Raw genomic sequence first — 12,570 nt, 5'->3', positions numbered from 1 at the left:
GCGGGTGTCCCGTTTACTCGTCCGTTTTACTAACGGGTGTGGGCATCGCGGGCGGCTTCGAAGGCGTGCGAGTCCGGCGTTGCGGTGCCGCAGGCTTGGCCTCGGCCTTGGGGGCTGTAGGCTTAGCCGCGGGCGCAACGGGTTTGGCGGCCTCAGCCTTAGGAGCTGCGGTTTTTGCAGCCTGCACCTTGGGCGCTGGTTTGGCGGCCGTTTTGGTCGCCGCAGGTTTCGCTGGGTTCTTTGCAGCTGCGGGTTTGGCCGCAGATTTAGGCGCAGCGGATTTGCGCGATGCGGCTTTTGCCGGAGCCGTGGTCGCTGCCGGTTTTACCACCGCTGGCTTGGGCGCTTGCGTCTTCGGCGCTGGCGTGGCGGCTGCGGTCTTTGGTGTCGCCGCACGACGAGCGCGGGTTGCCGGCTTAGGCGCGACAATCTCTGCAGGCTTCGATTCTTGCGATTTTTCTGCATTGACGGGCTTGGATGCCGCCGGAGTGGTCGCTTTCTTGGCCGGAGCGACCGTTGTTTTGGCCACAATCGGTTTGGGCGATTCGGCCTTCGGCGTTGCCGCCGCTTTGGCACGCGCGACCGGCTTAGCCTTCGGTGTCGCCGCAGATTTGGGCTTAGCGGCAGGCTTAGTAACTGGCGTGTTGGACTTGTACTCCGGCTTCGGTGTAACCGGCGCAGGTACCGCAGATGACGCATGCAGCGCATGCATAGGGGCAAACGGCAACTCCATGGCCGAGCTTGCCAGAATTTGCATAATCTTCAGTTGGTTGCTAACCGCATAGCCGGCCATGCGAATAGCCGCTGCCTGAAACTCAAGCGGCTGGGTAATCGGATTCATTAGTCGTTTCTCCTGTGAAAGCGATGCAACCTTCAAAGGGAAGAAGCACCCTGCTCCGCCCTGATGACTCGGGCGGACTGCCAAGGTCTGAAGTCCCGGGGCGTCTCACGTCTCGGCTTCCTCTCAGTGCGGCAAGGCGGCTGAAACACGCGCCTACCACGGCTGCATTCACCGTTACTTTACGTCAAAAAAAGTGCTGCCGCAGCATTATTTGCTGCGGTGCGGCGAAAGTTCGCCATTTCGTCTAATTTCGAGACTTCGAACGCCGCTTCTCAGTCACCCGATGTGAAAGAGAGTCGAGAACAAACGCGGGTCCAGACTGGCTGAAACGAAGGTCGGGCCTTCGGTCAAAACAGACACCGCATCATGGCTGTGCAGGCTTTCCTGATGGCTGGCAACCACTCGAAAATCACCAATGTGATGATCGGCAAGCAGTTCAGCACAGAACAGGCGGGCAGCGTCCTCGACAAAGATCGGGTTGGCTGCATTCAACTCTGCAAAAGCTTGTTCATCCTCGCGCTTGACCATCACCTGCGTTTCCGTCGGCACGGCGCGGCGGCAGAGCGCAATCAAATCTTCGAACCACAGGCAATCAGCCTCGCAATCGACAACAACCGAAATGCGCGCGACGGAGCGTTGCGAATGCGGCGTCGCCAACTGCCCGCGCGTGGACCGTGCATGTTCGCTCAGCTCCAGCGAGCATGGGCAGGTCGACGAATAGACATAGTCCAGATGCATGATCTTCTGACGCACGCCATTCTGTTCGACCAGTTCCAGCGCGATGTCGTAATACTGGTAACCCTCCAGACCAGAACGCAGGCTTTTCACACGAACCGGATAGGAAAACCGCATCTGGATACGCGCATCAAAGCTGTCCAAATCGGTCAAATAGTCATTCAGCGCGGCTTCCATGACCTCAAAGCTGAACGTGCGCTCGGCATGTTTGTAGAACGAGCGAATGATCCGGGACATGTTTATGCCCTTCTTTTCAGCCTCAAGGCTGACCGTCCCGGTCACGGATGTCTCCAGCGTAAGCTCGTCACCTTCCTTGCGGTGGAACCGGATCGGCAGGCGGAAATTGGAGATGCCTACATGCTGAATCTGCTGTTTTGCTCCACGGATCAGGCTGGACGGGCCGTTCTGTAGATCCGGCAAGGTCGCACGATATGCAGCATCGACTTTGAACCCGTCTGGATACTCACGAGACAACGTCGGGTAATTCGTCGGAACCAACCCCGGCACAAGACGTGCGATGGCGGGATCAAGTTGGGTGATCTCGGCCTCAGTAACGGTTTCGGCCCATTTTCGCAGCGTTTTCAGCGCGGCGGCAGCCTCATCATGGTCAGGTGCGTCATCAATGCTGCGGGGGTGCACGTTCATCGATCGGGGCTCCTCGGGTTGGTCGCCGGACTATATACAGCTTCGGCGCGTTTTCCAGTGTAACTGTATACGCGCCGAAACACAGCCCGGATCGAATTTACGTGAGGGACACATGATTTGTGCCCCTCATCGTCAAGTTCGAAACGGCTGTAGCAGGCAATTGGACGCCGTTATTGTTGAGAAACGTCCAATGCGCGACTGATATCGGCAAGCAGGTCACCTGCATCCTCAAGACCGATGGACAGGCGGATCAGACCCGGCGTGATGCCCAACTCATCCTTCTGCTCATCGCTCAGCCGCTGATGCGTCGTCGTGGCCGGGTGCGTCGCTATCGATTTGGCGTCACCCAGATTGTTCGAGATCACCGGTATTGTCAGCGCATTCAGGAACGCAAACGCCGCGTCCTTGCCGCCTTTGATGTCCAGCGAAAGAACCGTACCTCCCTTGCCACCTAGCTGTGTCTGAACCAGCGCATTCTGAGCATGGGTTTTCAGTCCCGGATATAGCGTCCGCTCCAGCGCGGCATGACCTTCCAGCGCCTCGGCCACAGTCTGCGCCGTCTCGGCCTGCGCATTGACCCGCAGAGCCATCGTTTCCAGACCCTTAAGCATGATCCATGCATTAAAAGGGCTGAGTGCACCGCCTGTATGCTTCATGTAGGGTTCAAGCGTGCCGCGGATGAAATCCTTGGTGCCAATGACGACGCCGCCAAGCGCACGCCCCTGCCCGTCGATATGCTTGGTCGCGGAATAGACGACTACATCGGCGCCTTGCTCAATCGCACGCGAAAAGACCGGTGTGGAAAACACGTTGTCCACGACCACCAATGCACCAACAGAGTGCGCCAGTTCGGCCACCGCTTCGATGTCGATCACCTCAAGCGTCGGGTTCGACATCGATTCAAAGAACACCGCCTTGGTGTCTGGCCGGATTGCCGCTTTCCACGCATCCATATCGGTGCCGTCGACAAAGGTGACCTCAACACCATAGCGGGTCAAGATGTTTTCCAGAATATACAGACACGACCCGAACAGGGCCTTGGCGGACACGACATGATCGCCTGCCTTCAGGATCGAGGTCAGCGCACCGTTGACCGCCGCCATGCCTGATGCCGCGGCGAAGGCATCTTCGCCTCCTTCCAGCGCGGCGATACGCTGTTCGAACATCGACACAGTCGGGTTGCCGTAGCGGGCATAGATGAACTCATCCGGGCCGGTCTCAATAAACCGTGCCTCGGCCTGCTCGGCGTTTTCATAGACGAAGCCCTGCGTCAGAAAGATCGCTTCGGACACCTCGTTATATTGGCTGCGACGAATGCCGCCATGGACGGCTTGGGTGCGTTTGTTCCAGCTCTCGCTCATGTCAATCCTCTCGACCCTTGTCAGGCAAGGGCATCAAAAAAACCCCAGACGCGGTCAAGCGAAAGGGGCCTTTCATCCTGACCTTTTAGCGGTGTTGTTTAGCGTGGCCCGCAATCCGGTAACAAATCGCCACGTGGTGTTGTTGCCCTTACGCCGCAGTTGCGGACGCGTCAACCCTTGCAACGGCATCGTCACGGTTCTGTAACCGTCCATTCACCAAAGCGTCATAGCGTTGTGCCACATCGGCGCCACAACATCTTGTATGGGGCAGAGCTAATGCCAGTAATCAGGATCAATGCCATCGGGGACAGGTTCGCCCTGCATCGCAGCCCGCGGTCTCCTCTTGGTACCTTGCGGCAAACGCGCGACACGCAGGGGCCGGTCATAATCATGACCCACGGGTACAAATATCGCCCCGACGATGCTAAAGCCTGTCCCCACCGGCACATTCTGTCGCTACATCCCACGCCGATGCCATGGCATTGCCCGAGCTGGCCGCAACAGTTGGGATTCGGGTCGGGTTTCGACGACGAAGGTCTGGGCATCGCGTTCGGCTGGAATGCGCAGGGGCCGCTTTGGGCTGTTCGTCGCCGCGCGGTCGAGGCCGGACGTGCATTGGCGGACCTGATCCACGAGCTACGCCGCCTGAATCCGAACCGGCCTATTCATTTCATAGGGCACTCGATGGGCACCGAACTAGCGCTTGAGGCGCTTCACTATATCGCCCCCGGGTCGCTGAACCGCATCATCTCGATGTCCGGGGCCGTGTATCAAAGCCGTACGTTGGAGGCATTGGACACACCCGCTGGTCAAAGGGTCGAGTTCATTAATGTAACCAGCCGCGAAAACGATCTGTTCGATTTCCTATACGAATGGTTGGTCCAACCGCCGCAGCGCGGTGACCGCAGCGTTGGCACCGGGCTGCACGCTCCAAACGTGATCACGCTGCAACTGGACTGCGCCCATACGCTGGACCACCTGTCGCGCGTGATTTTCCCGATCGGCACCCCGCAGCGCCGCATTTGCCACTGGTCCAGCTATACCCGCCCCGGTGTGCTGCGCCTTTATAACGCCTTGTTGCGCAACGAGGACCGGTTGAGCCTGCCCCTGCTGCGCAGCGGTATCCCCAAGGCGTCCTCGCGCCGCTGGTCACGGCTTTTTGCCCTGCCCCGCCCCAAAGCGCTCTTGCCGTTTGCACAGAAAGCCTCATGATCCTTCCAAGTTGAGGAGGCATCATGATCGACCTGTATTTCTGGCCCACGCCGAACGGCTGGAAGGCATCCATCGCGCTGGAAGAGATGGAACTGCCCTACACCACCCACCTGATCAACATCGGCAAGGGTGATCAGTTCGACCCCGAGTTTCTGAAGATTTCGCCCAATAACCGGATGCCCGCCATCGTTGACCCCGACGGCCCGGATGGTGCCCCGGTCTCGGTGTTTGAAAGCGGTGCGATCCTGATGTATCTGGCTCGCAAGACCGGGCGGTTTTACGGCAAAACCGAGCGCGACCGGATCGCCGTCGAAGAATGGTTGATGTGGCAGATGGGCGGCGTCGGCCCGATGGCTGGTCAGGCGCATCACTTCCTGAAATACGCACCACAACTGGACCCGCCGCAGGACCTGCCCTACGCCCAAGACCGCTATCGTGCCGAGGTCGGGCGGTTATACGGCGTTCTCGACCGGCGACTGGCCGAGAACGAATACGTCGCGGGCGATTTCTATTCCATCGCCGACATATCGATCTGGGGCTGGGCCAGCCTGTGGGAGGGGCAACAGCAGGTGCTGGAGGACAAACCCCATTTTACTCGCTGGCTGGAAACGGTCAGCTCCCGCCCCGGCATTCAGGCCGGGCGGGCGTTACACGCCGATCTGCGCGGCGATCAGCAGGACAAGCAGGCGCAGAGTGTCTTGTTTAAGCGATAAGGCATTGATCCAATATCGGTTCCGTGCGCAACCCTGTCATAGCCCGTAGACGCTGCGCATGCGCAAAAATTCTGCCGTGTGGTAGCGGCAAAACCGGGCATTCGACCAACTCGCAACGAGTTTGCGGCAGGGGTGATTTGCGTGCCCGCAAACTTTCCGAACTTTTGCTCATGCGGTCTTTTCGTGCACCTGCAGGCAACTCCTTTGCCGCGATGCATCCTATGTTGTCGACGCGGCCTTCCGGATCGATAGAAACGGGCTTAGTGAAAGCTGATCTTTCGGCACCTGCAGACGTAAGCTCATGGGAACATTGACTGCTATGTTTCTCCGGCAAAGGCAGCCAGAAGGTTGTTGAACTCGTCTGCGCGTTCGATATTGACCGGGTGGCTGGTTGAAGGCCTGCAATCGGGCAACATCATCAAACAGCGAAAACCAATACCAATGCAGTGTCGACAGCACGTTGATTGCACCCTCGAGCCCAAAGTGGAGGATGCCACGTGAGTGATGAAAAATTTAAGTCGCGACCAAAGCTGACACAGATTGTGCGACAGAAGCGCCGCTCTGGGGTGTCCCTTGCTGAAACCGGACCACTTTGTAACTCTGACAATACACGCGATATTCATCACTCTCTAACCGGGAATTCTGTTTTGCCTCTCAGATACGCTGACATTTACCCTTCGGAGCCGCTGCTCAACAGCGATGCGATGGTGCGCCCGTCGGCGGCCGCGCTGATGTCCGTGCGGTATTTCCAAGCCGAGCCGAACCGCATGCCAGAGGAGGTGTTTGAAGAGCATCACGTCCTTTTGAACCTTCAGACAAAGGCACATCGCGTTCAGAACTGGCGGGATGGCGTATTGCGGGATTTCACCTTCTGTAAGGACGAGGTCGTCGTTACCCCGGCGGGGACGCGTTCTGGTTGGCGGTGGCATGAGAAATCGGATGTGATCGTGATAACTCTGGACCCTGCCAAGGTGAAGCAGTTCGCGCAAACCGAACTCGGTATGCTGCTCGCCCCCCAGCAGTTTCAGGATTTGCCGCAGTTTTCAGATCTGGACCTCTGCGCCGCCGGCGTCATACTGCGAGACGCGCTGGAAACGGACGACCTGTCATCGGCGGTTATGTTCGAGGCCATGAGCCGTGTTTTCCTGGTTAAACTGTTGCAGAAATACGGAAAACGTCGTGCTGAAGATGTCGAACTCTCCTCTCGCTTCACATCCCGGCACTACCAGCGTGTGTTAACTTATGTGCAGAAGCGGCTGGATCAGACCATAACCGTAGATCAGCTTGCCGCCGAGGCGGGAATGAGCCCCTCGCATTTTGCCCGCGCCTTCAAAGAAACGCTGGGCTCGACCCCTATGCAATATGTCTTGGCCTATCGGATCGAGCAGGCAATGAAGATGATGGAGGATGCTGAGTGTCCCTTGGGCAACATCGCCCTAGCCTGTGGTTTTGCGGATCAGGCCCATTTCACGCGCAGCTTCAAGCAGGTGGTAGGGCAGACCCCGCGCGCTTTTCGATCGGCATTATCCGCCTGAAGCAGGATCTTTCAAAAACCCGGCAGTCAGGTACAATTATTCTTGTCCAGCCAGACGTATCTCTTTGGTCATCGGGCCGCAGCCCAACCTGATTGACCAAGGGAGATACGAAAATGAAAACCCTCGCACTCACAACTGCCGCCGCCCTGTTGGCCTCGTCCGCCGCCATTGCGCAGGTCGAATCCCGCACTGTGACGTTTGAAAACGAAGGATCCATGTTGTCGGGCACGCTTTACCTGCCGGAAGAACGCGGCGACGCACCGCTGCCAACTGTGATTGTCACCGGTGCCTGGACCTCGGTTCAGGAACAGATGCCTGCGAACTATGCTCGCGCAATGGCCGAGCGTGGCTTTGCCGCCTTCACATTTGACTTCCGCGGCTGGGGAAAATCCGGCGATCTGCCCAACAAGGTTCGCTTTGTGGAAAGCCCCGAAGCCAAGACCTCGGATATCAAGGCCGCGATTAAATTTGTCGCAACCCTGCCTGAGGTCGATGCAGATCACATCAACGGGCTGGGGATCTGTGCTTCCGCTGGCTACATGGTGGATGCCGTTTCCGGCAATCCGCTGGTGCAGCGTCTTGGTTTGGTGGCACCGTGGCTACAAAACAAAGAGATTGTTGAGGCCGTTTATGGCGGCGAAGACGGCGTTGCTGGCTTGATCGAAGTCTCGCACGCCGCTGAAGCCAAGGGGGGCGAGATTATTCCCGCTGCTGGTCCTGAAGGGGCAGACGGCGTTCTGATGCCGATCGGTGGCTACTATTACGAACCCGAGCGCGGTGCGATCCCGGAATACGACGACAAGTGGAACAATGCAGGTTGGGAAGGTTGGTTGATCTACCACCCCGCCGACAATCCGCAGCGTTTGGACAAGCCGCTGGCCATCGTGCACTCTGAAAGCGCCGCCATTCCGCAAGGTGTGAAAACCTTCCTGGCAGGCTTTGCCGGTGAGGCCACCGTACAGTTCCTGGAAGATGTGACCCAGTTCGACTTCTACGACAACCCCGAGGATGTGACCCGCGCTGCTGACACAGTGGCTGACCACTTCCGCATTGGCCTTGACGGCTGACTCAACCCGCGGTGGGTGCCGGGCCTTTCTGCCCGGCATCCCTCTTTTCGGATGATCCCAAATGACATGCACATTTCTCGCAACTCTAGCTACCGCAACTCTGATCGGAGGAGCCACCATGGCCGACATGATCCCCTCTGACACTTTCCAAGGTATCAGCCAGGCAATCACCGACATCGCCGCCGGGGCCGACCGTCACGATTGGACCCGCGTGCGTACAGCCTTTGCTGACACAGTCACCACCGATTACACCGGATTGTGGGGGGGCGATCCTGTCACCCAATCCGCTGACAAACTGATCGCCAGTTGGGCCGCCTTCCTGCCCGGTTTCGAGATCACCCACCACATGGTGACCAACCACACGGTGACCGAGCTAGCCAACACCGCCGCCAAGGCCGAAGCCGACTTCACAGCCACCCACCGGATCAACGACGAGTTCTGGGTGCTGGGCGGACGCTACAGCTATGACCTGGTGAAAGACGGTGCCGACTGGAAGGTCACCTCAGTGACCATGACACCCCTGTGGGAAACTGGCGACCGCGCCCTTGTCGCACAGGCCGGAGAACGCGCCGCAGAGAAAAAGTGAAAAGGGTTGCAATGACCGAAATGCGTTTTGCTCTTGCGACCGGTACTAGTCGAGGCATCGGTAAAGAAATCGCCCGTCAGCAGAACAGTGATTCCGGGCTTTAGGTCATTGTAAGTTCGCGCGAACCGGGAAAGGCAAAGCTACGGTGCAGCAGGTCGGATACGACACGGAGGATCTTCAACTGGACGTATCCGACCAGAATTCTGTTACAGCCGCTTTTAGGTGACGACAGGGAGCGCCCAAAACCTCCGGAAACTCGCAAAGCTCAAGCTGTCGATCCCTGCCATAGGATAAAGGGCGAGGCCAGTTTGCACTGAACTACTAAAATCAACGCCACAGTTGACGCCCGAACTCAAAAACGAACGACTTTTTCAACGGAATCACTTCAGAGTTGACAACGTGTCTTCTATGGAAACGGGTGCCCTGCTGGTTTCTTTGCGTTTGCAGTCGGCGCGACACGAGGTACGTCTCGAGACCATCAGGTCGTTTTAACGCTCAGCAGATCGGTCTAGAAAAATACATCCGTTTTGTGAGAGGGTTACGTCAAAGCCGTAGCGGGCGATGCATCTGGATGAAATGTCTCACGCTGGCGAACTAGTTCGGAATTGGAGATTACAGTGAGTGGCGAAGACGACAAACCCATCCCGGTACATGTAGAACTAGACCCCGATCACGAAGATGCCGTCGTTCGATGGTGTAACCGCATGATCCGCCACGGTGTCAGAGCATTGTCAGTGCTAATGCTGGGCATCATTCTTCTGGCCATTATAGACGCCGGTTTCACGACATATCAGAAGTTGCTGGAACCGCCTGTATACATCTTGGAAGTCAGTGACCTTCTCACGGTTTTCAGTGCCGTATTGGTCGTTCTTATAGCGATAGAGATTTATACAAATATAACTCTATATTTGACCGCTGACGTCATTCACATCAAGCTTGTGGTCGCGACAGCCTTGATGGCGGTAGCTCGAAAAATCATCACACTCGACGACAAAAGTTTGGAGCCGCACTACTTTCTTGGATACGCAGCCATAGGCCTGGCTTTGGGCGTAACGTACTGGCTTATAGAAAGAAAACCATAAACCGAGACGCTGGTTCACCGCCATTACTCCGGTGAGACCACTTGCAAACCCGAAACTGCAGACAGTTTAACGCATGCGATCCTGCTTATCGTCCGGCTGCCCCACAAAGTAACCGAATTTTGCCAATAGGTGCCCAAAGGCTCATCACCAGGAACGGCCGCTTTGTTCCGGAGGCTGTGTGGAAAGGCGCACAATCTGGTTTGTTTGCAAGCGTTTCAATTTGAGCGCAGCAGTCTCCGGTTTCGGCTCAGGGATGATCTTGAATGCTTTCTTAGCTTGTCCGGGTCGATTTGATCGATACGACGGCCATTTCTCAGCCTCCGAGATCGCCATGCCTTCATCGCGGCAATCAAAGCAGGCGTTCCGATCAGATTTATCATACGGGTCATGTTGCAGGCGAGAACATGGAGCGCCATTTCTGTTGCGACGTTCCTCAGCCTGAGCATTTTAAGTGGGTCGCGCCCATCCATGATTTGATCGTGCCGTAAGGGTGTTCGACGGTCATGTTGCGCACCGCGAATTGGATGGGGTCCTTGCCCAACTGTTCCTGAGCGCGCTCTGAGACATCCTCATGTCCCCACCGCCGGATGCCGCGCTCTTTGCTGCTGGTACCTTTGTCTTGGATGACCCAGCCTTCGCAATTGCTCGGCCACTATAGTCCTGCGCCTTCGCATTCATCGCCCTGAATCGGCTGCCGTCGATAGCGACGAGTTTTCTTTCCGGCAATTTGATGTCGCGGCACAGTGCGACAAACTGCTGGTAGACCTCGCGGATCGCAGGGCCGTTATCTTTGCCGAAATCAGCAATCGTTTTGAAGTCAGGTTTCGAACGGTCGATCAGCCAGTTGAGCTCAGGATTGCGACCACGTTCCCGTTCCAGATATTGAGATGATTGGACTTGGTTCAGATAGCCATCGAGATAAATCCAAAGCTTCAACCCCGGGGCGGCCAGTCGCAGCAGTAATAGTTTTGAAATCCAGCTCTGCCAAGCTGAGTACACCGACAAATGCATCAATCGCTCGGACGGCAGCGTCTTCCTCAATACATTCGGGAAGCAGCATCGCACGGTGCCTGTCAAATCCCTCGATAAAATGCCCCATCGAATGTCTCCGCAATCCTCGCAAAACAATACCAGATTTCATGAATTGCAGGGAGTTTCCGCACAGCCTCCGGACAACGCAGTCCTACCCCTCACCCCGCACCAGCACATCCAGCATCCCCGAGATGTCCTCGATCTCTTCCGCGATCACATGAGTCACCGAATGCGCCCTCTGCATCCGGCCCGTCACCTTCAGCAACCGACCCGAGATGACCGCGCGACGGAATTGTTCGTAAATCTTGCGCCAGACCACCACGTTCACGATCCCGGTCTCGTCCTCGAGCGTCAGGAAGATCACCCCCTTGGCCGTTCCCGGCCTCTGCCGCAGGATCACCAGCCCGGCCACGGCAATGCGTGCGCCCTCGGGCGGGGCGTCCAACTGGTTCGAGGGCAAGCAGGCGGGCGGGCGTGGCCAGTCCCGGTTTGAAACCGCAGGGCGAACAGAGGTAACAAGCATGAGAACAAAAATAGAACAAACGGCAGGAAAGTCCAGACGCGGCGTGATGAGTCGCAAATGAGGCTGGAAAGACCTAAATGCCTTCACTAAGGAAGAATTCGACAATCGAAAAAGGAAGACGCACGCAATGGCAAAGATCACCTATGTCGAGCACAGCGGTACCGAACATACAGTCGAGGTCGCCAACGGGCTGACCGTCATGGAAGGCGCCCGTGACAACAACATCCCCGGCATCGAGGCCGATTGCGGCGGCGCCTGTGCATGCTCGACCTGCCATGTTTACCTCCACCCCGACTGGGTCGAGAAAGTTCCGGCCAAGGACGACATGGAAGAGGACATGCTGGACTTTGCCTACGAGCCCGACCCTGCCCGCTCGCGCCTGACCTGCCAGATAAAGGTCACGGATGAGCTGGACGGTCTGGTCGTACAGATGCCCGAAAAACAAATCTGATGATCTCCAAAGCGCCGCGCCTGCCCGCCCGCCTGTGGCGATATCGGGCCCGCGGCGCGCTGCTGGCGTTGAGTTTATGGCTGGCGGGAATACCCCCCGCCGTAGCCGAAACAATTACAAGCGCCCGCTTTACAGAACCCACCACACGCTACGCTCACGGGGTCTTGGGCGATGACATCGAGTACGGCGCACTGGAATTGACGCTCCAAGGCGACACGCTCGTCATTCGACTGCCCTCGGACAAGGTGTTTGAAGATCTGGCTCCACGGCTGGTAGATATCGATTTGGATGGCACGCAAGAGGTAATCGTCGTCGAATCCCACAAACAGGCTGGCGCTCAACTTGCTGTCTATGACAGTGGCGGGAGGAAAATCGCCGCCACACCTCATATAGGTACCCGCTTTCGCTGGCTGGCACCAATTGGCGCTGACGATCTGGACGGCGACGGTTATGTGGAAATTGCCTATATCGACCGGCCACATCTGGCCAAGACCCTGCGCATCTGGCGCTACAAAGATGGCAATCTGTCCGAGATCGCCTCTCTGCCCGGTCTGACCAACCACCGCATCGGTGAAGACTATATCACCGGCGGGATCAGAGAATGCGGCTCTGGCCCTGAAATGATCGTTGTTAGCGCCGACTGGCAACAGATCGTCAGCGTCAGCCACGATAAAGGTTGGAAAACGAGACACTTGTCCCCGTTCAGCCGCAAAGCAATGAAACAGATTTTGAACTGCTCACATTAGACCCAACCGCAGCCCGCACCAGCGGGCTGCCCGGCCCAAGG

Annotated in this window: 12 protein-coding genes, 1 pseudogene and 1 riboswitch; of the genes and pseudogenes, 8 read left to right on the top strand and 5 right to left on the bottom strand. The window is 57.3% G+C overall.

The window, feature by feature from the left end; all coding sequences use genetic code 11:
- Positions 1–13: 13 nt before the first annotated feature.
- The 3 genes from GOW98_RS26050 to metZ form a co-directional block, all read right to left on the bottom strand.
- A complete protein-coding gene (locus GOW98_RS26050; RefSeq protein WP_170330992.1) occupies positions 14–841 on the bottom strand; it encodes a transcriptional regulator in 828 nt (275 codons plus the stop codon).
- Between the two features lie 276 nt (positions 842–1,117).
- A complete protein-coding gene (folE2, locus tag GOW98_RS08625; RefSeq protein WP_170330990.1) occupies positions 1,118–2,221 on the bottom strand; it encodes a GTP cyclohydrolase FolE2 in 1,104 nt (367 codons plus the stop codon).
- A 170-nt stretch (positions 2,222–2,391) separates the two neighbouring features.
- Positions 2,392–3,582, bottom strand: coding sequence for an O-succinylhomoserine sulfhydrylase (metZ, locus tag GOW98_RS08620; protein WP_170330988.1), 1,191 nt, complete (start codon positions 3,580–3,582; stop codon positions 2,392–2,394).
- 65 nt (positions 3,583–3,647) lie between these two features.
- A riboswitch (SAM riboswitch) is annotated at positions 3,648–3,725 on the bottom strand.
- A gap of 133 nt (positions 3,726–3,858) precedes the next feature.
- On the opposite strand from metZ, the gene GOW98_RS08615 reads away from it, so the two are divergent.
- The 6 genes from GOW98_RS08615 (at position 3,859) to GOW98_RS08590 (ending at position 9,777) form a co-directional block, all read left to right on the top strand.
- The gene (locus GOW98_RS08615) at positions 3,859–4,794 is read left to right on the top strand and encodes an alpha/beta fold hydrolase (protein WP_170330986.1); all 936 of its coding nucleotides are present in this window, start codon (positions 3,859–3,861) and stop codon (positions 4,792–4,794) included.
- Between the two features lie 23 nt (positions 4,795–4,817).
- Positions 4,818–5,507, top strand: coding sequence for a glutathione S-transferase N-terminal domain-containing protein (locus tag GOW98_RS08610; protein WP_170330984.1), 690 nt, complete (start codon positions 4,818–4,820; stop codon positions 5,505–5,507).
- A gap of 647 nt (positions 5,508–6,154) precedes the next feature.
- The gene (locus GOW98_RS08605; protein WP_170330982.1) at positions 6,155–7,042 is read left to right on the top strand and encodes a helix-turn-helix domain-containing protein; all 888 of its coding nucleotides are present in this window, start codon (positions 6,155–6,157) and stop codon (positions 7,040–7,042) included.
- Positions 7,043–7,155: 113 nt separating this feature from the next.
- On the top strand, positions 7,156–8,109 hold the full coding sequence (locus GOW98_RS08600) for an alpha/beta hydrolase (protein WP_170330980.1): 954 nt from the start codon (positions 7,156–7,158) through the stop codon (positions 8,107–8,109).
- Positions 8,110–8,227: 118 nt separating this feature from the next.
- Complete coding sequence (locus GOW98_RS08595; RefSeq protein WP_170330978.1) at positions 8,228–8,695, top strand: nuclear transport factor 2 family protein; 468 nt, start codon at positions 8,228–8,230, stop codon at positions 8,693–8,695.
- Between the two features lie 617 nt (positions 8,696–9,312).
- Positions 9,313–9,777: a phosphate-starvation-inducible PsiE family protein gene (locus tag GOW98_RS08590; protein ID WP_217359471.1), complete on the top strand. Its 465-nt coding sequence runs from the start codon at positions 9,313–9,315 to the stop codon at positions 9,775–9,777.
- 332 nt (positions 9,778–10,109) lie between these two features.
- Here the strand turns inward: GOW98_RS08590 and GOW98_RS08585 are convergent.
- Together GOW98_RS08585 and GOW98_RS08580 are read right to left on the bottom strand one after the other, a co-directional pair.
- Positions 10,110–10,876: pseudogene (locus tag GOW98_RS08585) on the bottom strand (transposase); the annotation flags it as partial.
- 84 nt (positions 10,877–10,960) lie between these two features.
- On the bottom strand, positions 10,961–11,332 hold the full coding sequence (locus tag GOW98_RS08580) for an OB-fold nucleic acid binding domain-containing protein (RefSeq protein WP_170330976.1): 372 nt from the start codon (positions 11,330–11,332) through the stop codon (positions 10,961–10,963).
- A 127-nt stretch (positions 11,333–11,459) separates the two neighbouring features.
- On the opposite strand from GOW98_RS08580, the gene GOW98_RS08575 reads away from it, so the two are divergent.
- Together GOW98_RS08575 and GOW98_RS08570 are read left to right on the top strand one after the other, a co-directional pair.
- On the top strand, positions 11,460–11,783 hold the full coding sequence (locus GOW98_RS08575) for a 2Fe-2S iron-sulfur cluster-binding protein (RefSeq protein WP_170324526.1): 324 nt from the start codon (positions 11,460–11,462) through the stop codon (positions 11,781–11,783).
- Positions 11,783–12,529 (top strand): FG-GAP repeat domain-containing protein, encoded by a 747-nt coding sequence (locus tag GOW98_RS08570; protein WP_170330974.1) that lies wholly within the window; start codon positions 11,783–11,785, stop codon positions 12,527–12,529. Before GOW98_RS08575 ends, GOW98_RS08570 begins: the two co-directional genes overlap by 1 nt.
- The last annotated feature ends 41 nt before the right edge of the window (positions 12,530–12,570 follow it).

The organism is Ruegeria arenilitoris (genome assembly GCF_013032445.1).
Classification (GTDB): Bacteria; Pseudomonadota; Alphaproteobacteria; order Rhodobacterales; family Rhodobacteraceae; genus Ruegeria; species Ruegeria arenilitoris_F.
Note: the sequence above shows the minus strand (reverse complement) of the source record. Positions and strands in the feature narration are given on the sequence as shown.